This window comes from Reticulibacter mediterranei (assembly GCF_016587455.1).
This window is the reverse complement of record NZ_BNJK01000001.1, coordinates 5,737,112-5,761,288: the sequence shown is the minus strand read 5'-3', so window position 1 is coordinate 5,761,288 and position 24,177 is coordinate 5,737,112. Positions and strand designations below refer to the sequence as shown.

Sequence of the window (24,177 nt, the reverse complement as noted above, 5' to 3'; positions counted from 1 at the left end):
AATCCCCTTGACCAAGAGCACGAGTATCATCTACAATGAGATACAACAATTCTCTCTCTATAGAGGCTCTCTGTAGAACAAGAGGAGCAGGAAAGATGCATATTCGGCTATGAGTCGTGGAATTGGTCAAAGAGGATACTCAATGAAGCACATTCCGAACAGATACTTTCTCCCATCTTCCCTCATCTTCCTCTTCTTAGGTACGCTTGTCTCTCCATTGGTCCTTACAGCGTGTCTGGGAGGGCCCAGCATTCCTAGAGTGGGGTCCTCCACAACTGCTCCCTGGTTGACTCTCAACTCCGGAAGAATCTATGCCTGGTATGCAAGCAACTCTATCAAGAGTAATTCTCTAGCGGTGTTTCGTGCAGATACTGGTGCGTTGCTTTGGAGAAAGTCGAACGTTTCTTCCCTTTTCCCCTACTCTTCCATGCAGGTGGCTGATGCCACAACAGCTTATGTTCAGACACCAAAAGCGCTTCTTGCCATAGATGTGGAAAGTGGTCAAGAACGCTGGCATGTTGAGGCACAAGATACCTGGTGGATCTATGCTGATGCAGTTAGCAATGGGATCGTTTACGCAACCGTCTCGCCGGGGAATGGTGGAGACCCCTCGCTCCTGGCATTAGAGGCAGCCAATGGAAAGCAGATCTGGAAAACGACCATCGCTCCTTTAGACAGAGGAGGTGTACAAGACGTGGAAGTGGAGGGGGACCGCGTGTTCGTACGCGCAGAGAATAATTTCTTTGTCCTCCAGGCGCGTGATGGCAAAGTGCTCTGGTCATCTTATGCGACATCACCGATCAGAGCAGGTGGCGTAGTTTTTCTCACGAGATGGCGGAAAACAGGAGATAGCATCATTGATGCTGTGCAGGAAAAGGATGGTAAACTGCTCTGGAGCTTTCATCCACCAACAGTAGATGGAGAGCCTCAACATGCTATCACTGCGGGCCCTGAAGATCCTCTGGTCCATTCTATCATCACATCTGATGGGATTCTTGGTGTCGAGTCTCAGGGGATACTTTACGGAGTGAACACGAAAAATGGCTCTCTTCTCTGGAATGTAGCAAAGAAGGACATCGACTATCATCCCGGCTCCCTTTTTACGGCGAATGGAATCATCTATGCGCAATCTATGGATGATACATTGCTTGCGATAGAGGCAAAAAGCGGCACAATCCCCTGGAGCGTTCATGTCGATGGAGGGATGGGGGGAGTTACCCTCGACAGCACAGGAGGCATCCTCTTCGTAACAGTAAGTTCTGGTTTAGGCCCTGAATATGTTGAAGCAGTACGAGCAAATGGGAAGGTGCTTTGGAAAATGCAGCTTCAACAGACGGTAGGCTCACCATACTGGTCATATTACCAGATAGCGGATGGGAGAATCTATCAGGTGGTTGCAAGGGCAGTCACAGACATAAAAGGTAGCGACATTCCACTAACGTATTACAAGCAGATGAATCTATCTGCCACAAAAATTGGTGATAGGACAGCACTCTGGTCCAAACTTATTTCAGTGTAGATTTACGGCATTCCCTGCGACCCACGGCTCAAACGTGCCACTTCCGCCTCGGCCTGTCGCGCCTCGCGACCCCGATGCATCTTACACAACCCCTCGGCTTTACGTCGCCAGTTGTCGGGATCACTGGGAGCCAGGCAGATCGCCTCATCCGCCGCCAGAGCCTCAGTGTAGCACCGCATCTGCTTGAGGCTCGCCCTCTCAAATTCTTGCGTTCCGGCGCACCTCTGCGTATTCTCAAACACGGTCTGAGATGTCTCATCACTCTCCAGGCCACCGTTCACGGAGCTTGTTCACTCGCCTGTTTGCACAACGTTGTTTCCATACGAGAAACGTTGCACAATGTTTCGGGTGCCCCACAGCTTTTTGCAAAGAGGGAGAAGCTGTTTGGCGGGAGCCGAGAAACAAAGCCCTTATTCGTTGGTGAAACGGTCCCATTGAATTTTGTCGAAGTTCGTTCTTGGTTGCAGCGTGAGTTCCATGATCAGCAGCCAGGGAATACCGCGCAGGTCGGCTCCCTCAAAGTTCGCGCTGCTCACCACCACGTGATCCAGATTGGCTCCCCGCAAGATGGCCTCAACGAGGCGTGCCTCATTCAGATCGGCACCGCTCAGATTGGCGCTACCAAGCCAGGCATGGCGCAGGTCAGCCCCGCTCAGGTTGGCATCACTCAGGTCAGCCTCGCCCAGGCTGGCCTTCCACAGGCCCGCCCTGCTCAGGTCAGCCCGGTGAAGCTTGGCTTGGATCAGTTTGGCATGGCTCAAGTCAGCCCCGCTCAGGTTGGCATCACTCAGATCGGCCTGGATCAGCCTGGCAAAGCGCAGACTGGCCCGATTGAGCGCAGCCTGTCTCAAGTTAGCTTGGATCAGTCTGGCGTAGCTCAGATCAGCCTCGTCCAGGTCAGTATGGCTCAGATTAGCTCCGCTCAGGTTGGCGTGGTTCAGGTTGGCGCGCTTCAGCCAAATCTTGCTCAGGTCGGCACCGACGAGATCAGGTCGCTCATCCGGATGGTTCGTGCGCCAGAGGTTCCACTCCATCACGACCTTTCTGGGATCTGCTGCCAGCCGGAGTCGGTCAACGTGCTCCTGGTTTGCCATCGCATCCTCCCTGCTGCTTTCTCTGCCTATAGTATACTGGCGTATCTGCCGCAAGGCAAGTGGGCAGAACATGGACGAATGCGCCTCTCCTAATGAGAAACCCAAGGATGGTATCCCGCTACGCGAGCAAGGCAAGATGTGCAATTTTCCTTCCTCTTCAAGGCTGGTCTCCTTGTCCCTCCTTGACTTTGCCGACTTCTCCCTCTTTGCAAAAAGCTGTGGGGCACCCAATGTTTCAGGCCCTCCTTGCTTGGAAGATCCGCGGGATCTTTCTTTGTGGTTCAAGAGAGCGTATACATCCTTCGATTTTCGTCCTCTCTTGATCTCACACCAGCGCAGTCTTGCATCCATTCCACCGCTCATTTACACTTTTTGAGGAGCGTGATTGGCTTGTAAAGCCCATTCTGGGCAACTGATGAAGCACCAGTGCTCAACATTGAGGGCAATGTTCCAGGTTTGAGGGCAAAACCCACTTATGTCGTAAGGCAATTACCAACAGCTTCAACGCGGTGCTCAGCTCGTTTGCCGATACGATGCACAATCTGGATCAACAGCGTGACCAGGGCGTCAGTCACTTCCTGGGTTCGTTGAACGACCAGGGCAGCGAGCAGCGTCAGACGAATGGCCTGGGGATGCTGGCGAATATGGGAAGGAGACTCAGCAGTAATACGTCGCCGCAAGCGCTCCACCAGCTTCGGTGTATACCCTTGAAACAGGTCGGCTGGCAAGCCAATGGCACGCAGCGAGCGCAGCTTGGCAATCTCCGAGAGCGCGCTTTCCACGCCGACTGGACCCAGATCGAGGCGTAACAAGTTCAGCGGAAGTTCTTCCTCCTCTTCTCCCTCGGTCACCGGAGGAGACACCAGAAGAGCATCCAGGCGGCTTTGCATCTCTGGGGTAAGGCGGGCCATGACCACCGCATAGATCTGCGTTTCGTAGGAAGCGAATGCTGTTTCAATGAGCATGGCAAGATCATCAGGAACCTCAATCGCACGTGTTCGACATTCGGCACGAGTCAGCTCGCGAAGGCGCTCGGGATGGTGTTCATGCGGAAGGATGTCGGTGCAGAGCCAGGTGAGCAGGGCTTCTTCATCGGCGCGACGACATTCGCGGACCTTCGTGATCGCGCGGATCTGCGCTCGATGGGCCTGGGTGGTGTGCCCCTCCCAGGCATACTGCGCAAAAAGCGCCGGGTCAACGCCCACCTGGGTCGCGAGAAAGCGAACCACTTCAGGAGCTGCCTCTTGCCTGGAACACAAGAAACGGCTTTCATATTGGAAACATTTGAATAAAACGGCAAATCCCAGGCGTGTTGCCCCCGATTTATTACCGACCGCATCTAACTCGTCTGATAGGAGGGTAAAGTGTTCGAGTAACTCCTCTGATGTCCACGTTCGCTTCATCTCTTCCCCTTAGTGCGTGGGTACTCTTTCATGCGGAGCGCATGTATCAACCCCGCCGAGTGTAGCAAGAGAAAGTGTTCGCTGGCAAGAGAGACAGCCTGAATATCCTATTGATGAAATTCACCTCTCTGCTCGTGCTTCTCATTGGGCATTAACCAGTGCTCTTGCAGCTTGCACAACAGCGTGAGCCGAATAGGGAGAACCGCGCATTTGACCGGTGCCGTGAGCGTGCCATCGGGTCCACGGCCACCACACGCGCGAATCTTGCTCTTGTTTCTCATATCCCTAAAAAACACAACTTCAGGGTTGCATTTCGGCGTTTTTTCTGGTATACTCTCTATACGCAACCTGAAAGTTGCCTATATTAAAAAAAGACATGCGCATTTTGCGTCACCTGAGAGGAGACCCAATGACTCTTTCTGATCGTATCGAACGAACCACGCTTTTGCCTGTCCCGCGTGAGCGTGTCTGGCATGCCATCACGAAACCAGAACAGCTTGCCCGTTGGTTTGGGGTCGTGAGTGATATGGATTTTCGCGTCGGCGGTGCCATCCAATTTACCTGGGAAAATGAACCGTGCCCCTATCCTGGCGTGATCGAAGTCATTGAGCCAGAGCAGCGTTTTGCCTTTCGCTGGCCTTCCTATGCGGTGGGTCATCCCAGGCTCACGTTTGCCACCGCACCCAGTACGTTGGTGGACATTACCCTGGAAGAACGCGCCGAAGGGACCCTCTTGACGCTGGTGGAGTCGGGGTTTGCTTCCCTGCCCCAGCCTATTCCGGCAGAGGAAGCCTATCGCGACAACTTTGATGGCTGGCAAGAGTGCCTGAACGGCTTGCGTGCTTCCCTCCAGAGCCAGGAAGTCGTGTAGTGACGGCCCCGGTCCTGGCCCGTTCGTATTGCTTGCTGTGCCCCCTGTGGGGGTTGGAGGTGATCGATACAAGCATCTCGCGAAGGCGGAGAGGAGAAACAGGTGATGACGGATGAACATTCGCAGCGAGTCTTTCTGGCGCTCGCTGATCCCACGCGTCGTCTCTTGCTTCAACAATTATGCGAAGAAGGCTCAGGGACAGCAGCGGGCTTCGCCACCCGTTTGCCCATCACGCGTCAAGCCATCATCAAGCATCTGGTGACCTTAGAGCAGGCTGGTCTCGTGACGGCCCGCGAGACGGGTCGGGAGCGGCGGTATATGCCACGGCCAGAGGGATTGCAGACCGTCACGACCTGGATTGAGGACATTGAAGCCCAATGGGATCAGCGTCTGGCTGCCCTGCGGAACTATCTGCTTGAGGAACCAAGCACACCATCGGCTCCGGTGAAAGATCAGAGCGCCAGGGAGGAGTAAGCTCCCTGGCACAGAGATCCACCCCTTTCATTTCGAGGGGCGAAGCCCCGCAAGAAGATCACAAGACTGCGCGAGAGTCGTATGAGAGCCTGCTGATTTCTCTCATGCAACTCATCTGGATACCATTCGTCGTTTCGCTCAAACACATGTCGTATGGACAAGAGCAGATCAGGTCAACTAGATAACCAGAAAAGAGACAGAAGAGGAATGTCTCTTTATGAAAGGATTGTGTGACTAAAAGCATAAATTGGAGCGGAGGTCAAGCCGGTATCGTAGGTTCGCTCCCACCACACGCGCGAATCTTGCGCTTGTTTCTGATATCCCTGAAAAAGGCAACTTATGGGTTGCCTTTTGGCATTTTTTCTGGTATACTCGCTAATAGGCAACCTGAGAGTTGCCTTTATACAAAAAGACAGGCGCATTTTGCGTCACTTGAGAGGAGATCCTATGGCCCTTTCTGATCGTATCGAACGAACCATGCTTTTGCCCGTCCCACGTCCGCGTGTCTGGGATGCCGTCACGAAACTAGAACAGCTTGCCCGTCGGTTTGGGGTGTCGTAACGACAGGAATAGAACGACAAAAAGGAGAGAAACCATGACCAATCACAAGACTGGAACACGTGAAGAGTGGCTTGCAGCCCGGTTGGAGCTGCTGGAGGAAGAGAAGGCGCTGTCGCGGCGCGGCGACGAACTGGCCAGGCTCCGGCAGGAACTGCCCTGGGTCCGCATCGACAAGGAGTACCGCTTCGAGATCGACGAGGGCACAGCCTCCCTCGCTGATCTCTTCAGAGGACGCTCGCAACTGCTCATCTATCACTTCATGTTCGGACCCGAGTTCACGGCAGGGTGTGCGACCTGCTCGTCGATTGCCGACGGCTTCAATGGCTCAGTCGTCCACCTCGCTAATCACGACGTCACGCTCTGCGCAGTGTCACTGGCTCCGCTCGCGAAACTGCAGGCATACAAGCAGCGGATGGGCTGGAGCTTCCCCTGGGCGTCTTCGTTCGGCAGCGACTTCAACTACGACTTCAGCGTCTCCTTTACGGAGCAGCAGCAGAAGTCGGGGACCATTGAATACAACTATCGCAAGGGCGACACCAGCTCACGCACCCAGGACATCATCGCGGACGAGGTGGCACCTGAAGCCATGGCGAAGTTCGCGGCGGGTAGCGGCACGGACTTCGCCACGTTTGCGCGGCAGACCCCTGGCATGAGCGCGTTCGCGCTTGAGGATGGCGTCGTCTACCATACCTACTCGACTTACGCGCGCGGGTTGGACGCGATCTGGGGCATGTACCCCTGGCTCGACCGTGCGCCACTGGGTCGCAACGAGACCGACCTCTGGTGGCGCCGCCACGACGAGTACGACAAGGAGTAAAACCATGAACACCGGCGCGGGACCGGGTCCCCATCGGTCCCGCGCTCCCGTCCGCATTCCCCATGCGACGTGTGCAAGGGGGCAAAAATCATGAACTGGGAAATAAAATGGCCCGGGTCTGGCACCACAACAAATACGAGAACTGAGTGCATAGACCCCAGGTTTGGGAACTGCCGTACCCTGGAGGCGCGGCTTCGCAACAATGAGAGAGAGCACTATGCGTTTGCAACGAGAACATCCTTTTTTTCTGGCGGGGCTCGTGATCCTGGCCGCCGCGTCGTGGGTAATTCTGATCTGGCAGTCGAGCATGATGAAGAGTATGGACATGGGCATGACAATGGGAATGGGAGCCACGTGGTTCCTGGCGATCTGGGTCGTGATGATGATCGCGATGATGTTTCCCGCGACCGCCACGATGAACCTGGCTTTCGCACGGGTCCAGCGTGAGAAACACACTGGCTGGCGGGCCAATGTCGCTCCCTGGATCTTCGTGGGCACGTACCTGCTGGTCTGGGCGCTCTTCGGCGTGTTCGCGTATCTCGGTGCGCTCGCCGCCTCGGGGTTGGCCGGGCAGATCCCCTGGATCATGATGAACGCGGCCCGCATGAGTGGCGGTATCCTGGTGCTGGCCGGGCTCTACCAGCTTACCCCCTCAAACGGGTCTGCCTGACAAAATGCTGCACGCCTCTGGATTTCATTCGTGGTGGGTGGCGTGACGGCTCCACTGGCACCTTTCGTATGGGTCTTGAGCATGGCATCTATTGCCTGGGATCGAACTGGCTGCTCTCTGTCCTCCTCTTCCCCCTGGGCATCATGAATATCGTAGCGATGGCAGGGCTTACCGTTGTGATCTTCGCAGAGAGAATGTTCCCACGAGGAGAACGCATTGCCCAGGGAGTGGGCCTGGCCCTGATCCTCTACGGCGCGCTTGTGATTGTCGTGCCCGCTGCGCTCCCACTGGTTGGCGCAGGCATGTAACGGGGAGGCACACATACAACTGGAAGAGCGGGACAAGCCAGGTGACCAGCCGCTGCGTGTTGGACAGAAGCAAATTGGAGCGCTTTCTGCGATTTTCCTCATTGCGCAAGCCGCGGAAAAATGAGACTGTGCCGAAAAGAAGGATTATCGGCACAGTTTTCTCCTCCGTGTGGTATATTATCGGCAGAGTTGCGAGCGCTATCTCCCGAAAAACTGCGCCGATAATGGAACTCTGCCGATAACCAGGAGGAGCTATGTGGAGCGAGATTGCCACCCAGGCCGGGAGCAACTGCACCTGCGCCCAGACCTGTCTGCCAAAACCATCGCGCTCTATACCCAGGATGCTCGCCGCTTTGCCACCTGGCTGCAACAAGAACACCCTGGTCTCAAGGCGACTGAAGTCACAGCCACCGATGCCAAAACCTATCGAGACCACTTGCTCACCAAACGCTATGCTCCGACGACGATCAATCGGGCTCTGATTAGCCTCATGCTCTTCTTCGATACGATTGAGGGGACCAATCCTTTTCGCCACCTGACCATGATTGACATCGTGGAACCAGCGCCTGCCGCTTTGTCTAAGACTGAATGGAATGCGGTTCGCCGTTGTGCAGAAGCCGTAGCTCGGCGCGATCATGGCCTGGCTCTGGCGTTGGCAACCCTCTTTCGCTATGCAGGCCCGCGCGTCTCAGAAGTCGCGGCTCTCCAGATCCCTGATGTACAGATCTCCGCCCGACGCGGATTGTTGATTATTCGGCGAGGCAAGGGACTCAAACATCGCGAGATCCCGCTGGTCCAGGAAGCACGAGAACCGCTCGATGCCTATTTCACCTATCGTGAGCAGCTTGCCGAACACTGGCGTGAGCGGGCAGTTCTCTGGGGAGAAGCCGTTGCTTCCTGGAGTCGCTGGCCTGATGGGCATCTCTTCCTCGGCCAGCGCGGTCCTCTGGCGGAGCGCGGCATTCGGGAGATTATTGCCAAACTGGGCCAGGCCGCAAAGCTCCCTTCCCCTCTCGGCCCTCACGACCTGCGTCATACGTTCGCGAAAGCACTTCTTGATCCTGCGGCCTATGGATTGGACCGCCCTCCGATGCCTCTTCCTGCTATTCAGCAATTACTGGGTCATGCTGATATTGCAACAACGACCATTTACACGCGTGTTTCTGTCGATGATCTGGCACGGATGATGGGCACCTCTGGAGCACTCTAAGCAAAAACTGTGCCGCACTTATCTACTTTGCGGCTACAAGGCATCTTTCTTAACACAGGGCCTAACAGAACTCCGTTGAGATTGGCATCGGTGAGATCGGTTCTGTGAAGCCAGGCTCTGGTGAGATCGGCACCGTAAAGATTGGCTCCCCTGAGATTGGCATCGCTAAGATCGGCCAACTTGAGATCGGCACCGACAAGACTGGCCCCGCTGAGATTGACCCTGCTAAGATTGGCCCATACGAGATTGGCATCTCTGAGTTTGGCCCCGCTGAGATCGGGCTGAATATCTGCATGCTCTTTGCGCCATTGGTTCCACGCCTTCTTCCCTTGTCTGAGAATATCGAGATGTTCTTGATTTGCCATACGATGTCCTCCAGGCATTCATCATGTTGCACGTCTCTCATTGGCCCAGCAAGCTCTGGTAGTGAAACAAGTATACCCTGTTACAAAGAAAGACGGTAGAGATTTGTTTATGATCAAAAGTCCTTTGCGATTGATGACTCATTTGCGGTAACATAACAATGACAACTGCGCAACACGGATGTTTTTCTCAGAGGAGGCAAAGCGTATCCATGGGTATTTCTGTGCAGGGAAAAATCTACTCCACCAAACAATTCTTCACGGCTCTGGGAATCCCGTTGCGAGGAAATTGGCGTACTCGTAAGCCCAAACTCATGGGATACCTGCACCAATATGGCACAGAATGCCTGGTCGTGGATGATGCGCATGATCTCTCTTTGGAACATCAGATGTTCCTTAAGGAACTGACGGACCAGGAGCACTTACAGTACAATCATCCCTTTGGCGTATGTCTGGTTGCTGCCGGGCGAGGGAACACGATCCCTTTGAAGCATTTTTTCGATCAGCCAGATACCACCTGGCAGCAATTTTTCCGCCGCCTCGACCCACTCGAACCATACTGCCGGATCGAAGGGCACACCAGCGAAGAAGTGCGAGAGATCTTAGCAGCATTGGAAAAAGTGTACCGTGAAGCCCTTCCACAAATCAACTTGCGACAATGGGGAAGTTCCATCTACACCTGGCTCACGCAATCGGTCCATGACCCGACCAATTCTGGCCGCGTCATGATGAATTCCCTAGTGAAGCTCGTGAAGGCCGCTCTCGAATGGTCGTATGAGGCAAAGTCCACGGATGTGTTGGTCGAGATGCTAGAGAAAGCCGCAACGCTGCTTGTGTTGCGTCGTGATACACTGCGGATCATCGATGGAGCCGGTCCAAGCATCGAAGCTCTCCAAGCTCCACGAGAGAAAGGTGAGAATGGGGGCAAAACGGAACGGGAAACTGTATCCACCAACGGACAGCAGAACATGACGGAAACGGTAGAAATGGCGGAAGAACAGGTGCAGGGTAAAACACCCAAATGTACGTTTCCAGGGCTTGTTTCCATCGACTTCAAACGTTTTCAAGACAGCGCCACACAGCTTGTTGAATGTCCTGGTTGTGGAAGAATGCGCACCCTTGCTTGGCGCGAGCGTGCGCTTCGGTTCAAATCTCATGAGAAACGCAAAATGAATACGCCTCATACCGAAAAACGGTGGGTCGAGGTTGATTCGGATTGGAAAGTGGTTGGCAGTTAAAGAAGGGAAAGAGGCACGCAACTAGGAAGGAGCATGCATGGATCTCTCGATATTGATAGCCCTGCTCGGCTTAGGTCTCGCTCTGCCAGCTGCGATACTGGCTACCTTGCAGATCCTTGATCGACACCAAAACCATAAGGCAAATAGTTCACCCCCACTTACGACAGGAGATACCAATCTAACCTCGCTAAGCTCTGGGCGCACCAGCAATATTCTCCTTGATAAAGGACAGACAGTCGCTATGCTATTTGGCATTGCCATCTATGGTGGCCTGAGATGGTTCTTCTTACGTGCCAATGGCCCCATATTTTTTACTCTTTCACTCCCGCTCAGCACTAGCGAACTCAACACCTTGGACTTTGGTTTCATGGAGATACTGTTTGGTTTAACTCTCTGTATCCCTTTTTTTCTCAGCATCAAGTTTGGCCCTTGGATCGGACTCGTCGTTGCCCTAGCTGGTGATGTCCTTGCATTCAATCTTTTCGGACGGCCCTTTGCTGGTTCCTTTGTTTCCCTCCCCTATTTCGTTTTTGTTAATGGGTATTTTATGGGTGCTGGATTTGTTTCTGTAGAGTTTTCTTGGCAGTGGTATACTGCGAGTGCAATTTGTGGCTTCTTACCTGGCCTCACCCTACTTCTAACGAAAAAACAGAGCGCGAGGAAACGTACTATGGGCATTGCCATCATCATGTGTGCAATTGCAATAATTATGGGAAGCCTCCTCATCTCCTATAGTTTTAAAGCGCAGTTTAATATCCTCCCATTTTTCACTGTATTGCTCTTTCAAATGCTCGCTAATTCCACTGCCCTCATCGCGCTACCCATTCTACTGCTCATCTATGATGCTATTGTAAAACGTAGGAGCCACTAAGACTTGTAATATTGGCTAAGTTGATACCCTGGATAAGAGGCGTTTTCTCCAGCGTCTTTCCAGTCAATTCCTATGTTTCACGCCGAATTCTTACATGGCCCCTCAAAATCGGTCGAAGTCTCACCCAATTTACCAGAAGGAAAGGCAATCTGCTCAGGAGCAAGGAAGGCACAAAAAACTGGAGCATGATGCCTGTCAGAGCAGTGTGCGACGGTACGTGTTCCCAGGACAGATGGAAGGTTGTGAGGACAGAGGTGAGATATGCCATCTCCTCGCGGGTGCCGCCAAAAGCGGAGAGCAGAGATCCTTCTAGAATTGCAGGCATTGTTCAGGGAAGTAAGGCAACTCCAGGACAGAGAAATGAGCCTAGCGCTTGACCTCTCCGAACAGGAATGTTGAAGCTGGAGCAGGGTAGACAGCTCATCAGGAGCTACTGAAACGAGCATGCCACTGCTGAGCTAATGGGGTTTGACGTGATGACATACACGGTTTATGGATCTCTTTTCTTTCGCGAAGAGGAACGACCAGAAGGGGAAATGGCCTTCTCGTTCCCGTGTTGTGTCCCTCGTGGCGGTGTAGAGACGCTCGCCGCCACGGATGTTTGCTTGCTTTCCTTCTCATGATCAAGGCTGTTTACCCCTTTGAGAGCGCTCCTGGCTTGCAAGTCAAGCAGCAAGCGGGTGAATGCTACCTGATACTTATCGTGGTCTTTCCAGTGCTCAAAGTTGCCAATGTGTCGGGTGTGGCGAACTTCCGAAGGCCACCCATCCTGGCTCATCTCCATGATAGCCTTATCCAAACGAATAGGAAACAACACCATTTGTTTCGTGTTTTGCTCTTTTGCCAGTGCCATTTCGACTTCATGCTCTACCCATTGACTATCAATGGAGTGCTTGGAGAGAACCAGGAGTAATTTATCGTAGAGGCGAATGGACTCATCAATGCGTGGCCTGATCTTGTCACCGATCTTCATGTCGTGGGGCGCGAACCAACAGCGTACACCCTCATTTTGCAAGTCAGCATACAACCGCTCGGCAAAGGCGTCATCTTGGCTAGAATAGCTGATAAAGCAGGTGTAATAGTCGATGGCTCGTCCTATCAGGGATTTTGCGTACTCTATCAACCCATCAGAGACTCCTGCTCCCTTGAGAAACGAGACAGGAATATCTCCTTCCGACCGCGTGATGGTATCCATGCCGATTGTCGATGGCCCCGTGTGTTCGATGTTCTCAAGCCCTGTGACATTACGAAGATCCAAGTCTCCAAAGATCGTCCATGCAACGATGGCCTTTGTAAGATCAGCACCCCTAAGGTCAGCACCCCTGAGATTGGAATTCCTGAGGTCCGCCTCCCTAAGATTGGAACTGCTGAGATCGGCTTTCATGAGGCGAATGCCCCTCAAGTCGGCATCGTTGAGATTAGTACGTCTGAGATTGGCGTCGCTGAGATTGGCGTCGCTGAAGTTGGAACTGCTGAGGTTGGCATAGCTGAAGTTGGCATTCCTGAGGTTGGCGCCCCTGAAGTTAACACTGTCGAAGTGGGTATCCCAGAAGGAGGGATTGCTAAGGTGGGCGAGGTGAGCATTCATGAAGCGATCACCCTCCAAGTTAGCATCGTTGAGGTCAGCATAGCTGAAATCCGCATTCATGAGGCGAGCATAGCTGAGGTGGGCATAACTGAGATGGGTATCCTTGAAACTGGCATGTCTGAGATCGGCATAACTGAGGTTGGCGTAACTGAGGTCGGCACTGCTGAGATCGGCATAACTGAGGTTGGCATAGCTGAAGTCGGCATGTCTGAGGTCAGGTATTATCTTTGGATGCTTCTTTCTCCACTCGTTCCAAATGCCGCTTCCTTTCCAAATAATCTTCATATGTTCTTCATTTGCCATATCATTTCCCTCTCCCGTTTTCTTCTGAATATACAGCAATGGAGATAGATCATCAATCGTAGCAGAAATACTCACTTGTTCGATCATCACGGCACGAATACAGTAACACGTGGTGTGCAACCTCTATGGGTTTACTGCTTAGTTACTCCTTGCTTCCCCGTGTTGGGCAAGTAGCTACACCTTTTCCTGTTTCAAGTCGCGCAACAAGCGATGCAACCCACGCTGATAGGCATCATGATCTTTCCATTGGGTCATGTTCCCAATATGACGCATACGACGGATATCAGCGGCCCATGCTTGATCGGTGTGCATCACCGTTTCATCTAGTTTGATCGGGAAGAGCACCGAACTCTTGTTGCGGTTCTCCTTCTCGAAAGCTGTCTCCACCTCTTTCTCGACCCAAGCACTATTGACCGAATGCATTGACCGAATGCTCAGAGAGGACCAGGAGCAATTTATCATATATGCGAATGGACTCATCGATACGTGTTCTGATCTTATCACCGATCTTCATATCGTGAGGGGCAAACCAACACCGCACACCTTTGTTTTGCAGGTCGGCATAGAGGCGTTCGGCAAAGTTCTGATCCAAACTGGAATAGCTAATAAAGCAGGTGTAGTACTCGATAGCTCGTCCTATCAGGGACCGAGCATACTCGATCAATTCATCGGGTACACCTGCACCTTTGAGGAACGATGGAGGGATATCTCCGTTCGAGCGTATGAGGGTATCTATGCCGATGGTCGATGGCCCTTCATGTTTGACGCTCTCAAGCTCTTTGACGCTGTGCAGATCAATATTACTGAATATTGTCCAACCAGTACGTGCGTTAGTAAATTTGGCTCCAAAGAGGTGAGCGCTACTGAGGTTGGCCCCAAAGAGGTTAGTATTACTCAAGTTGGCGTCGCTGAGCATGACTCCACTCAAATTGGCATCACTCAAGTCGGCATCGTCGAACCACGCTCCACTGAAGCTCGCCTCGCTAAAGTCAGCCCTTCTGAGATCCGCCCTTCTGAGGTCCGCCCTTCTGAGATTCACACTGCTCATATTGGCATCATTGAGCCATGCTCCTCTGAGCGTGGTATCGTTGAGTCTCGCTCCATTGAGTCTGGCTCTGTTAAAGTCGGCTCCATTAAAGTCAGCCCCGTTGAAATTCTCGTCTCTGAGATCAGGTCGTACCTCTGGATACTTCTTTCTCCATTCGTTCCAAACGGCTATTCCTTGCCGAATAATCTTCACATGTTCTTTATTTGCCATGTCGTCCACCTCTACCGTTTTCTCCTGAGTATACAGCAATGGGTATGGATCATCAATCATAGCAGGAATAATCGCACGTTTCATAATCCAACTTATATGGTCAAACGATGTAGATCTACCAAGTTGTTTTCTTGTTCATATAATATAGCTCTGCTGGGTATGGAGTATCTTCTTCCACACCACGAATACACTAACACGTGGTGCGCTCTCTACATGGGATTGCTGCCTGGTTGCTCTTTGTCTGTCAACATTGGGCAAGCAGCTATGCCTTTTCCTGTTTCAAGTTGCGCAACAAGCATTGCAACCCTCGTCGATAGGTGCGTCGTGGTCCTTCCAATGTGTGAGGCCGCCAATGTGACGCATGCTGTCCTTGTTCGCTCCTCCTTTTCCGTAAAACATCCAAGCTTAACACTCACTCTCTGAGAAGATCCTCCTGATCTCGTGCTTCTTGTTGTTCGTTTTCCGGCTCCGATAGACGTTGGTCTTGGCCCATGTTCATGCAGTGGCTTGCCTTTAACGCGAGGCGAGCACGAGGCAGGCAGGCTCGTGGTGGACGCCGCCACAGGCCGTCACTCCAGAAAAAATAGCAGAAAGAGCAGAGAGCGCAAAACGATTATCACGAAGGGAGAGGGATGCTCAGGATGGCTCCTCATCGCTGGAAGATCACGCAAGAGATTGCTGAAGCATGGAGTGGCAAATTTAGAAAATTTCTAAATTTGCCCAGCTTCGCCTCACCATATACACCAACGTTTGATCATCCAGGAGGAATGTGTGAGCTTGCCCCGGTTTCGTAGAGTCTCCAGAGGTTTGAGATGAGGATGAAGGAAAACGTTTTGACGTTATGTATCGTTGACGTTGTTATTCTAACAGATGAACTGTATTACGTCAAACGTAACGTAACGTTGGCTGATTCCCCATCCGTTCGTAGTTGAATGGACTCAGATACCCAAGCGTTGAATGTCGTCGAATGCGATTATAGTACATCTCTACATAAGTAAAGAGGGCCAAGCGTGCCTCATCATGAGATGCATAGAGTGTGTGGGAAGCACACTCTTCTTTCAGTGTGCTAAAGAAACTCTCTATTACGGCGTTATCCCAGCAATTTCCTTTACGCGACATGCTAACGATCATTCCAGATTGCTCTAATTGTAACTGATACGCTTGCGAAGTATATTGACTGCCTCGATCACTGTGATGCAACAATCCAGAAACTGGACGGCGACGGCCAAGCGCTAGATGCAATGCCTTTTCGACTAACTCTTCATCGCAATGACTCGACATCGACCACCCCACCACCATTCGCGAGTAGAGATCGAGAATCACGGCTAAGTACAGCCATCCTTGCGCTGTGGGAATATATGTAATATCTGACACCCATTTTCTATTGGGCGCTTCAGCTCGAAATTCTCGGTTCAAGACATTGGGAGCAACTGGATGTATTGGGTCTCGTTTGGTGGTCATCACCCGTCGCCTTTTGCACTTGGCACACAATCCCACTTCCCGCATCAACCGGGCAACCCGTTTGCGTGAACACTTGATCTGCCCATCACGCAGCTCCCTGTAGATGCGTGGACTCCCATAGCGGCCCTGATGCGTGTGAAATTCCTCGCGAATGTTTTCAATCAACTGAGCATCTTCTCGTTTGTGTTGACAAACCGGGCGTTTGCGCCAGGCGTAAAAGCCACTTTCAGAAACACCAAGTACCTGACACATGACCACCACGGGAAATTCTTGCTTGTATCGTTCGATAAACTGATACTTCATCTGTTTTCCCGCGAGAAGATGCTCACCGCCTTTTTTAGGATGTCACGCTCCTGTTGGAGTCTCTCGACTTCGCGCTTCAAGCGACGATTTTCTTCTTCCAGTGCAGTTTGATGCCCTTTGCCTGGAAAGGCTTCCTGACCATGCTCTGCCAACTCTCTGCGCCACCCATGGATGGCTGAATCGGAGATGCCCAACTCGCGGGCGATCTGTGCAATGGGTTTACCGCTGGTTTGGGCCAGCCGCACGGCTTCCTCTTTGAACTCTTTGCTGTAGACTTTTTGAACTTTTCCCATGTTTGATTCCTTTCCAAGCTTGACTTAGTATATCTCCGCTTTGGGGGCTCTTTCAAACTGGGGGAAGCTCAGTGTCACCTCTCTTCGACGTTGACGGCCTTTGGCGAGAGGTGAGCGGCAAGGGCCATGCAACACCTCTCCATGAAACGATGATGCAGGCTTCGGCCCTGGCTCGCAGAGAGACAACTCTGTTCCGTTTGGCGTGCCACGTCTAAGAGGTGTCGCTCTTGAGAGCATCCGGTAAAAACATCAAACTTCATAAAAAAGTAGGAAGAGTACAGAGAGAGCAAAACGACCATCACGAAGGAAGAGGGATGCCGGGGATGGCTCCTCAGCGCTGCCCACTAGCTCTTGATCCGTCACCAACCCTCTTGCGCGACTTCCCAACTGCTGCAAGCGCGTGGCGAGAAGCGGTCTGTTTGGATACATCACGACAACGAACAGAGAAGGGATGCACCCACAGGCCAACAACATCGTACACTCAGCGGTGCATCTTTTTTGTTGAGAGGCTGGCTCACCTTCGGCCAGCCAGTTCGTGAAGTTAGTGTGAGTACAGAATGGCTTGCTCGCCTCCATGTTTCGAGCAGATTCCTTTCTGACCTCCCGACTTGGAATAGAGGCCATCGCCACACTCCACGACATAGCCAGTGCCATTTTCAAATGACGAGATGCACGAGAAGTATTGGCCGGATCAGAAGTCAGCAGGTGGATCGATGATATAATTTCCCTGCTCAAAGTCATATCCCCAGGGGGTTTCCGTTGACACCTGTATGCGTGAGAGAGGTAGGCGTTGGTGCAGGAGGTGGTGTCGGTGTTGGTGGTTGCGTCGGTACAAAGGTGGGCGTTGGTGGCTGTGTTGGCAGAGGCGTCGGTGACGGTGTGATAATCGGAGATGGTTCCTCTGTTGGCGTTGGTGTGAACGGCAGTTCTGTAGGCGTGACAGCAGGGGTTTGTGCCTGAGCAGTCGGTGTCACGCTGGCCTGAACTGTTTGTGGATGCTGCGTAGTGGGAGCAGCGCTGGCCGAGGCGCACACGCTACACGCGATCAAGACAAGCAGGAGAGAGCCGCAGCCAATCGCCCACTGTACGCTTTTCTTTGCTGAGCGGTAGCGCGTCCAGAGTCCCGGTTTCTGTGCAGGTGGTGGCTGTGGGATGAACGAGCCAGGGTGCGGCGGATACGGTTGGGAAGGCAGTTGTGGTTGAAATGGATACTGCTGCTGATATGGCGCTGGTGGATAGAGCGGTTGCTGCTGATACGGTGGGTGTGGTGGATGATACGCTGGATAGGCTTCCGTCTGCTCATTGTAGAAATTTGATGTATTTAGATTGTTATTTGGTGATTGATTCATAGATACTCGCCTCCACTACTATTTCCTCAAAAAAAGATGTTCCGTTGAATTCAACGACAACGGTAGCTGAGGTAACGAGAGCTTGCTCTTCCCTATGCAACTTTCCACTCTTGTCACGTCTCCTCCTTCTTGCCCCCGATTTCAAGACATTTGCAACACAATGCACCGTTCTATTTTCTCGCGCGAAGTGGGAACGGCTGGAAGATGAACCTTGATCTGATGACAGTGAGCCAGTAGGCTCTCATCGAAGAGAACGAAGAGCAGGAGGCTCATCGGAAATCCATGATTGACCTCATCCCTCTCCGCTGCCGTGTGAGGTGGATAGCCCGACACCGAGGTCGTGCCGCCGTTGCCCGTGCAAAAGCTTCACGAACTCCTTGCCGTATGCCCCAGTTCTGCTCACCACTCAGAACTGATCTGGGGAAGAAATCTTGTCTCTCTATCTACGCCTCCTGCGTTTGCGTGCATGCATCTGTCCTTGCACCTTGATCGTGCTGTTTGGCGTTACTTGGGTCGCGGTCGTCGGGTACAAGGCACGATACTTGAGGGCCAATTTGAGTACAGCATCGGCCTGGGTGAGATCGGCAGCTTCGATCACCAGAGGTTTGCCGTCAATCTCGATGGTCAATTTGATGGATGAGTCGTGCTGTCCTGTTGGCCCGACTTGCTGGGTATGAGCTTCTTTCGTGCGTTTGAGTAATGGCACCAGGGAAGTACAGACCGTGAGTAGGCCACTGATATCAGCAATGCCTTCTGCAATGGTGGCATGATTGGCTGCAATGAATGTGACCAGTTCGACCAGGAAACTTTCGATCCCTCGTTCTCCGGTATAGGGTGCAGGTCGCGTGGTGTAGCCTTCTGCTTGCGCCAAGTGAACCACCTCGTGTCCGATTGCACTCAGCAGAGCAGGATCGTGGTCATTCGGGTCTGTGACCAATTCTAATATGACTGTACATTTCTGTTCATCCTCTGACCGAGGGGATATCTGCGTCATGGACGGTTCTCCTCTCAAACCTACCCTTTTTCAAAAAGAGCAACTATTCTCGTTCCTTAGCACTTCAGGCCAGACATTATCCTTGTAAGAAGGAATCCACCCAAGCAAAGGCGTGATACAACTCTATGCCTAACTCGGTATGCTCAGCAATGAGAGGCAGAACAAGGGGGAAGACTTCACATGCCTGCTCTCTGCTGACAGCACGTAACCATTCTTTTTGCACGAGAGAAACGATATGGTCTGCTTCTTTCTGTTGAGCAAAAACACGTATGAGGTGAGAAATTGCCTGCGTTCGACGACTTTCATCAGGAATAGAACCGATGAGCTGTTCTGCTTTCTGCCACTGCCCTGCTTGTCCCAACGCTATCGCCAATCCGCTCAATGTTGCGGCTTTCCTCTCTTCATCAGGCATGGAGTAGATAATTCGTTCTGCTTTCTGCCACTGCCCTGCTTGTCCCAATACTAGTGCTAACCTGTTCAATGTTGCGGCTTTCCTCTCTTCATCAGGCATGGAGTAGATAATTCGTTCTGCTTTCTGCCACTGCCCTGCTTGTCCCAACGCTATCGCCAATCCGCTCAATGTTGCGGCTTTCCTCTCTTCATCAGGCATGGAGTAGATAATTCGTTCTGCTTTCTGCCACTGCCCTGCTTGTCCCAACGCTATCACTAGCTCACTCCAGGCTTCCACTTTCACCCACCCACCAGGAATAGAACCAATAATGCGTTCTGCCTCCTGCCACTGCCCTGCTTGTCCTAATGCTATCACTAGCTCACTCCAGGCTTCCGCTTTCATCCACTCATCAGGAATAGAGCCGATAAGCCGTTCTGCTTTCTGCCACTGCCCTGCTTGTCCCAACGCTATCGTCAACCTGCTCAATGTTATGGCTTTCACCCGCCTATCAGGCATGGAGTAGATAATTCGTTCTGCCTCCTGCCACTGCCTTGCTTGTCCTAATGCTATCACTAGCTCACTCCAGGCTTCCACTTTCACCCACCCACCAGGAATAGAACCAATAATGCGTTTTGCCTCCTGCCACTGCTCTGCTTGTCCTAATGCTACTGCCAACCTGCTCAAGGCTGTGACTTTCCTCTCTTCATTAGGAATAGAGCTGATGATCCGTTCTGCCTCCTGCCACTGCCCTGCTTGTCCCAATACTAGAGCTAATTCGCCCCAAGCTTCCCCCTTCCTCTCTTCATCAGACATGGAGGAGATAATTCGTTCCGCCTCTTGCCGCTTATCTGCTTGTCCCAATACTCTTGCAAGCTTGATAAAGACGTTCATTCTTTGCTCTTGGTCAGAGATAGCAAGAAAAATCCGTTCTGCTTCTTGACAACATAGTTCTGCCTCCTGCCATTTATCTGCTTGTCCCAATGCAATGCCGAGCCTGATAAACGTTTTCACTCTTTGCTCTCGGTCAGAAATAGAAAGAATACCCAACTTCGCTTCTTGCCACTGACCTACTCGCCTCAGCGCTATTACTAACCCACTCAAGGCTTCCGCTTTCATCCACTCATCAGGAATAGAGCTGATAATGCGTTCTGTTTCCTGCCACTGACCCACCCGTCCCAGTGCTAGAGCTAACTCACTCAAAGCTACGGCTTTCCTCTCTTCGTCAGGCATAGAGGAGATGATCCGTTCTGCCTCCTGCCACTGCCCTGCTTGCCTTAGCGCTAGAGCTAACTCACTCAAGGCTGCGGCTTTCCTCTCTTCGTCAGGCATAGAGGAGATGATCCGTTCTGCCTCCTGCCATTGCTCTGCTTGTCCTAATGCTATTGCGAGCTTGATAGAGACATTCATTCTTTGTTCTTGGTCAGAGATAGCAAGAAAAATCCGTTCTGCTTCTTGCTGGTATCCTGCTTTCCCCAATGCCACCACCAATTCACTCACAGCTCTGGCTTGCCACCACTCGTCAGACATGGAGTGGATGACCCGTTCTACTTCCTGCCACTGCCCTGCTTGCCCTAACGCTTTTACTAATGCGATCAGTCCATCCATTCTCCCTTCAGAAACAGTGATAGAGAGCAAAATGTATGCGGCTTTCTTCCAGTTTTGCTTGGCTTTTTGCCAATGTCCAGCTTGTCTTAACATGCTCCCTATGATGGTCAACACTTGTGCCTTGGCCGCTGGATCAACGATAGAGACGACAATCCGTTCTGCCTCCTGCCACTGCCTTGCTTGCCCTAGCGCTTTTGCCAATGTCATTAATGCTCTCTCTCTTTGGTGAAAAACGGAGAGAGAAAGTATCAGTTGTTTGGATCGTGCAAACAGTTGCAACGCCTCCTGTTTCCGGTCAGGTTTCATCATCAAATGGTTGGCAATTAACATGAAAATGTCTGCTTTATAGTATGGATTCGTCAGTAATTCAGCCAAACCCAACACTTTTGTTTCCTGCTCCAGCAGAAGCAGAAGCAGAAACGCCTCTCGTGGATAGCTATCAGCCCTGCTTGCCAGACTTCCACGTAAGAGGGTATATTGCCACAGACGAGGGAGAGATTGGAGTGCATCTCTCCAATGCCACTTTAGATGACTCAATGCTTGTCGTCCCAGATCTAGGTCCAGAGCATAGCTGCGCATACTGGGATCAGTACGGATTTTGGCTTTGCCGTAAACGCCCTCATCTAAGATCTGAAACAATTTCTTCCACACACCGGCCTCATAAAGATGCATAATATAATGCGCTCGTGCATAGCGACGACGTTGCTGCTCCGAGAGATGAGAGGAGGCCTCTTCCCAGATACCCTCCACCCCATAGAGTTCACACCATGCAATGAAATATGTGTGAAAATGTTGCACATCCTCAATGTCAAAAATATATCTCTTGGTCAGATGAGCTTCCTTCTGGTGGAGATGCTCGCGGAATTTGAGATGAAACAAACTATAACAGCGCTGGGCGTCGATCACCACCAGACCGCCCAGCCGCTCTAATCCCTGATTGAGCTGTTCTCCATCGACATGGGAAGAGGGGATAAGGTTGAGCAATTGTTTCATTTGTTCGCGCAGGAGCGGTTCTTGTGTGACCAACAGGAGGCCAAGCATTGGTTTGATCACCGTCGTCCACAGCGATTCTGATTGACGAAGCCGATCAATGGTCAAAGAAAACACATTGGCTGGATCATCTGCCAAGCGTCGAACGATGTCTTCGACATGTGGCTCCGACAACAGCGGGCGAGCCGCCAATTCTTTTGCCACCAAATCCAGATACAGCGCGTTCTCCCCTCCCGCACGGTAGAAGCGGTCGGCGAGAGAATGTGCCAGAACGACACTACGATGGGCTAAGATCTGATCGAAATCGTGACGGCTCAAAGGGGGAAGGCGATATTCTTGATGGGACGAGAGCAGTTCAAGGGACGCAACGTATCATTGGGACGGGTTCCCAGGACAAAGACAATGCCGGGTGGCGGTTGACCTGGACCTTGCGGCAAAAAGCTCAGATCACGCAGTCCTGTCTGCGGGTCCGCTTGCAGTTGGTCCAACCCGTCGATGAAAAGAACTTCTTGCTTCCCCTTTTCAGCGATCTCTTGCAGGACTCTGGGAAAGCCTTCTCCAAGTGCCGCTCGACTCTCGCTGGCAACATACAAGTCCGAGAGATCATATTTGAGGATGAGCCGTGCCATCAGATTGCGCAGCAGCGCCACTTGATAATCGGGAGGAGGCGTCAGAGGTATGAAGTGGAAGACGACCCGTTCCAGACTACCTTGTGCTTGGGCTTGTTCCTCAACCAGTTTGGCGATCAGACTGCTCTTGCCCTGACCAGCTTGCCCTGTAATGGTGAGATACCCTCCCGTTGAGCGAAGGGCAGCAACCTGCTGGCGTGCGTCTTCTAACTCCTGCGAACGTCCTACAAAACTCTCTAGACGGTCGTTCAGAAATCCGTGATGATCGGCGAGCAGGGAGCGAAGGCGCTGTTCTCGCTCCGCATGTCGTGCCTCCTGCTCTCGTTTTTGACGTTGCCCTTGTGAAAAGTCATGATATCTTGCCAGGATCATCTCACGACCCGCTCCAAAGAAATGAGGAGTTTGCTCCAGCGGCATACATTTCGCAAGATATCCAAAGAGGCTGGTGAACGTGATTTCTCCTTGCTGCGTGGTCGCTTGCTCTCGCTCCCCCTTCAAAGCAGTGAGCAGATGTCCTGTTAAGAGACCATGCCCATCAGCTTCTTTGGCAACGGTTTCTCCTGTGGCGGTGAGCGCCAAACGCACTCCCCCTCGACGGGCAGGACTTTCGGCTCCAGGCTCCCCAAAATAATAGCGCAACCGATGTTGCAATTCATCCAGATACGGATCAGGAGCGCTGTCGCGAAATTGACCTGCATAACAGCAGTCCAGGATGATGAGGATGTTTTGTGCCTTCTCATGCTCAAACAAGCAGCGACGGAGCAACCGCAAGGAAAGCTCTGCGTCTTTGTCGTAACGCGTCCGCGTCGGCTTGAAATCATGGCTGATCAAATAGACCTCATCGAGATCAGCTCCAATGGGCATCACCTCGGCATGCCCACTAAAATAGAAGAGTGCCGTATCTTCCTCACCCAGAGACTCAGCCAGATCAAAAATCATATCTTTGATGGCGGCGGCGGTGGCCTGCTCTCCAAGCAGAGGAGGAGCGAACAACTCAAAACCACATGCCTCACTCTGCAAGACCTCAGCCATCGCCTCTGCATCATGTTCCGCATAGCGCAGAGGCGCTCGGCCAGGAGCGGATGGCCCATTGACTCCCACCACGACAGCCAACCGTTTCCCTGCTTGCCCCCCTTGTGACGAGTCTGTCACTTCATCCGGCATCGATCCTGCTCACTCCTTCGTTCCAACACAGGATATCTCATTCCTCTTTTGAAATTGTTTCCCTGAAGCACTCGACTTCCAGAGAAAAGCCCTTCTTTCCTGATGTGGCTAGTATACTACAGCTGGAGAAGATTCGCATATACTGGTGGACTCATAGTCATAGACGAAAACGGCTCGTGCTTCCCAAATGGGAACGTACTAGTGCGAGAAATAGCGATAAAATGAGGGAATGGCGTTTTCTAGAGTCGTTGGTGGCTCACCGCTTGCTCGCGCCTCTTGCTTCTTGCCCCCGATTTCAAGACAGGTGCAACACAATACTCTGTTCTATTTTCTCGCTCGAAGCGGCAAAGGGTGGAGGATGAATCTCGATCTGGTGACGTTGGGCCAGCAGATCTGCATCCAGGGGAGGGAAGAGGATGAGGCCACATGAGGAGTCCATGATCGATCTGAT

General features: G+C 52.2%; 22 protein-coding genes and 1 pseudogene. 8 read left to right on the top strand and 15 right to left on the bottom strand.

Translation table 11 applies throughout. The annotated features are described in order from the left end of the window. Positions 1–355: 355 nt before the first annotated feature. Positions 356–1,519 carry an outer membrane protein assembly factor BamB family protein gene (locus tag K3T83_RS24895; RefSeq protein ID WP_236064985.1) on the top strand — a complete coding sequence of 388 codons (1,164 nt, stop codon included), beginning with the start codon at positions 356–358 and terminating at the stop codon, positions 1,517–1,519. Positions 1,520–1,521: 2 nt separating this feature from the next. Here the strand turns inward: K3T83_RS24895 and K3T83_RS24890 are convergent, their stop codons facing one another. The 4 genes from K3T83_RS24890 to K3T83_RS24875 all read right to left on the bottom strand — a co-directional run bounded on the left by K3T83_RS24890 (position 1,522) and on the right by K3T83_RS24875 (position 4,297). After that, positions 1,522–1,761 (bottom strand): hypothetical protein, encoded by a 240-nt coding sequence (locus K3T83_RS24890; RefSeq protein ID WP_220205624.1) that lies wholly within the window; start codon positions 1,759–1,761, stop codon positions 1,522–1,524. Positions 1,762–1,929: 168 nt separating this feature from the next. After that, the gene (locus K3T83_RS24885; RefSeq protein WP_220205623.1) at positions 1,930–2,613 is read right to left on the bottom strand and encodes a pentapeptide repeat-containing protein; all 684 of its coding nucleotides are present in this window, start codon (positions 2,611–2,613) and stop codon (positions 1,930–1,932) included. 473 nt (positions 2,614–3,086) lie between these two features. Beyond that, on the bottom strand, positions 3,087–4,016 hold the full coding sequence (locus tag K3T83_RS24880; RefSeq protein ID WP_220205622.1) for a DUF4158 domain-containing protein: 930 nt from the start codon (positions 4,014–4,016) through the stop codon (positions 3,087–3,089). Positions 4,017–4,123: 107 nt separating this feature from the next. Continuing rightward, entirely contained in the window at positions 4,124–4,297 is a 174-nt protein-coding gene (locus K3T83_RS24875; protein ID WP_220205621.1) for a hypothetical protein, read from the bottom strand. A 128-nt stretch (positions 4,298–4,425) separates the two neighbouring features. Between K3T83_RS24875 and K3T83_RS24870 the strand changes: the two genes are divergently transcribed. The 5 genes and pseudogenes from K3T83_RS24870 to K3T83_RS24845 all read left to right on the top strand — a co-directional run bounded on the left by K3T83_RS24870 (position 4,426) and on the right by K3T83_RS24845 (position 8,927). Beyond that, positions 4,426–4,887, top strand: coding sequence for an SRPBCC domain-containing protein (locus K3T83_RS24870; protein WP_220205620.1), 462 nt, complete (start codon positions 4,426–4,428; stop codon positions 4,885–4,887). Positions 4,888–4,992: 105 nt separating this feature from the next. Next, a complete protein-coding gene (locus K3T83_RS24865) occupies positions 4,993–5,361 on the top strand; it encodes an ArsR/SmtB family transcription factor (protein WP_220205619.1) in 369 nt (122 codons plus the stop codon). Positions 5,362–5,956: 595 nt separating this feature from the next. Beyond that, positions 5,957–6,739: a DUF899 domain-containing protein gene (locus K3T83_RS24855; RefSeq protein WP_220205618.1), complete on the top strand. Its 783-nt coding sequence runs from the start codon at positions 5,957–5,959 to the stop codon at positions 6,737–6,739. Between the two features lie 202 nt (positions 6,740–6,941). Continuing rightward, positions 6,942–7,717, top strand: a pseudogene (locus K3T83_RS58005) (DUF2182 domain-containing protein). Between the two features lie 256 nt (positions 7,718–7,973). Further along, the gene (locus K3T83_RS24845) at positions 7,974–8,927 is read left to right on the top strand and encodes a tyrosine-type recombinase/integrase (protein ID WP_220205617.1); all 954 of its coding nucleotides are present in this window, start codon (positions 7,974–7,976) and stop codon (positions 8,925–8,927) included. Here K3T83_RS24845 and K3T83_RS24840 read toward each other — a convergent pair. Then, entirely contained in the window at positions 8,924–9,292 is a 369-nt protein-coding gene (locus tag K3T83_RS24840) for a pentapeptide repeat-containing protein (protein ID WP_236064983.1), read from the bottom strand. The two genes, K3T83_RS24845 and K3T83_RS24840, sit on opposite strands and share 4 nt — an antisense overlap. Before the next feature lie 209 nt (positions 9,293–9,501). Between K3T83_RS24840 and K3T83_RS24835 the strand changes: the two genes are divergently transcribed. After that, positions 9,502–10,527, top strand: coding sequence for a zinc-binding metallopeptidase family protein (locus K3T83_RS24835; protein ID WP_220205615.1), 1,026 nt, complete (start codon positions 9,502–9,504; stop codon positions 10,525–10,527). A 37-nt stretch (positions 10,528–10,564) separates the two neighbouring features. Continuing rightward, positions 10,565–11,398, top strand: a complete 834-nt coding sequence (locus tag K3T83_RS24830; RefSeq protein ID WP_220205614.1) for a hypothetical protein — start codon at positions 10,565–10,567, stop codon at positions 11,396–11,398. A 490-nt stretch (positions 11,399–11,888) separates the two neighbouring features. On the opposite strand, the gene K3T83_RS24825 is transcribed toward K3T83_RS24830, so the two are convergent. The 10 genes from K3T83_RS24825 to K3T83_RS24780 all read right to left on the bottom strand — a co-directional run bounded on the left by K3T83_RS24825 (position 11,889) and on the right by K3T83_RS24780 (position 24,165). Beyond that, positions 11,889–13,289, bottom strand: a complete 1,401-nt coding sequence (locus tag K3T83_RS24825) for a toll/interleukin-1 receptor domain-containing protein (protein ID WP_220205613.1) — start codon at positions 13,287–13,289, stop codon at positions 11,889–11,891. A 174-nt stretch (positions 13,290–13,463) separates the two neighbouring features. Further along, positions 13,464–13,712: a hypothetical protein gene (locus K3T83_RS24820; protein WP_220205612.1), complete on the bottom strand. Its 249-nt coding sequence runs from the start codon at positions 13,710–13,712 to the stop codon at positions 13,464–13,466. After that, complete coding sequence (locus K3T83_RS24815) at positions 13,696–14,547, bottom strand: toll/interleukin-1 receptor domain-containing protein (RefSeq protein ID WP_220205611.1); 852 nt, start codon at positions 14,545–14,547, stop codon at positions 13,696–13,698. Before K3T83_RS24815 ends, K3T83_RS24820 begins: the two co-directional genes overlap by 17 nt. A gap of 885 nt (positions 14,548–15,432) precedes the next feature. Continuing rightward, a protein-coding gene (locus K3T83_RS24810) for an IS3 family transposase (RefSeq protein ID WP_220205610.1) occupies positions 15,433–16,604 on the bottom strand; the annotation gives its coding sequence in 2 pieces (ribosomal slippage) (positions 15,433–16,337 and positions 16,337–16,604; 1,173 coding nt in all). A gap of 249 nt (positions 16,605–16,853) precedes the next feature. Then, positions 16,854–17,339, bottom strand: a complete 486-nt coding sequence (locus tag K3T83_RS24805) for a hypothetical protein (RefSeq protein WP_220205609.1) — start codon at positions 17,337–17,339, stop codon at positions 16,854–16,856. Between the two features lie 2 nt (positions 17,340–17,341). Further along, complete coding sequence (locus K3T83_RS24800) at positions 17,342–17,953, bottom strand: hypothetical protein (RefSeq protein ID WP_220205608.1); 612 nt, start codon at positions 17,951–17,953, stop codon at positions 17,342–17,344. 439 nt (positions 17,954–18,392) lie between these two features. Next, positions 18,393–18,947 (bottom strand): hypothetical protein, encoded by a 555-nt coding sequence (locus K3T83_RS24795; protein WP_220205607.1) that lies wholly within the window; start codon positions 18,945–18,947, stop codon positions 18,393–18,395. A gap of 76 nt (positions 18,948–19,023) precedes the next feature. Next, a complete protein-coding gene (locus K3T83_RS24790; RefSeq protein ID WP_220205606.1) occupies positions 19,024–22,251 on the bottom strand; it encodes a tetratricopeptide repeat protein in 3,228 nt (1,075 codons plus the stop codon). Beyond that, positions 22,248–23,726: a caspase family protein gene (locus tag K3T83_RS24785; RefSeq protein WP_220205605.1), complete on the bottom strand. Its 1,479-nt coding sequence runs from the start codon at positions 23,724–23,726 to the stop codon at positions 22,248–22,250. The genes K3T83_RS24790 and K3T83_RS24785 overlap by 4 nt, the downstream gene beginning before the upstream one ends. A 295-nt stretch (positions 23,727–24,021) precedes the next feature. After that, positions 24,022–24,165 (bottom strand): hypothetical protein, encoded by a 144-nt coding sequence (locus K3T83_RS24780; protein WP_220205604.1) that lies wholly within the window; start codon positions 24,163–24,165, stop codon positions 24,022–24,024. Positions 24,166–24,177: the final 12 nt, after the last annotated feature.